This window comes from Mesorhizobium argentiipisi (SeqCode) (genome assembly GCF_037179585.1).
GTDB lineage: Bacteria > Pseudomonadota > Alphaproteobacteria > Rhizobiales > Rhizobiaceae > Mesorhizobium > Mesorhizobium argentiipisi.
This window is the reverse complement of record NZ_JAPYKO010000092.1, coordinates 1-518: the sequence shown is the minus strand read 5'-3', so window position 1 is coordinate 518 and position 518 is coordinate 1. Positions and strand designations below refer to the sequence as shown.

1 protein-coding gene is annotated in these 518 nt (G+C 38.2%); it reads left to right on the top strand.

All coding sequences use genetic code 11. The features are described from left to right. Positions 1-71 precede the first annotated feature (71 nt). Positions 72-518 (top strand): alcohol dehydrogenase catalytic domain-containing protein (locus O7A05_RS34070; RefSeq protein ID WP_337097794.1); only part of this gene is annotated, 447 nt, incomplete at its 3' end.

The following is a 518-nucleotide window of genomic DNA, read 5'->3' as shown; positions in this document are numbered from 1 at the left end:
CGTTTTCATTTTTTAAAGTAATCACCAATTAATATTATACATACTGGAGTGACTATAAGGAGGACATTATTATGAGAGCAGCAGTTGTAACGAAAGATCACAAAGTAAGTATTGAGGACAAAAAGTTAAGAGCTTTAAAACCTGGTGAAGCGTTGGTACAAACGGAATATTGTGGCGTTTGTCATACCGATTTACATGTTAAGAATGCTGATTTTGGTGATGTTACAGGCGTTACTTTAGGTCATGAAGGTATTGGTAAAGTCATCGAAGTTGCGGAAGATGTAGAATCATTAAAAATTGGAGACCGTGTGTCTATCGCTTGGATGTTCGAAAGCTGTGGAAGATGTGAATATTGTACAACAGGTCGTGAAACACTTTGCCGTAGTGTGAAAAATGCTGGTTATACAGTAGATGGTGCAATGGCTGAACAAGTTATTGTTACTGCAGACTATGCTGTGAAAGTACCTGAAAAATTAGATCCAGCAGCAGCGTCTTCTATTACATGCGCAGGTGTGACA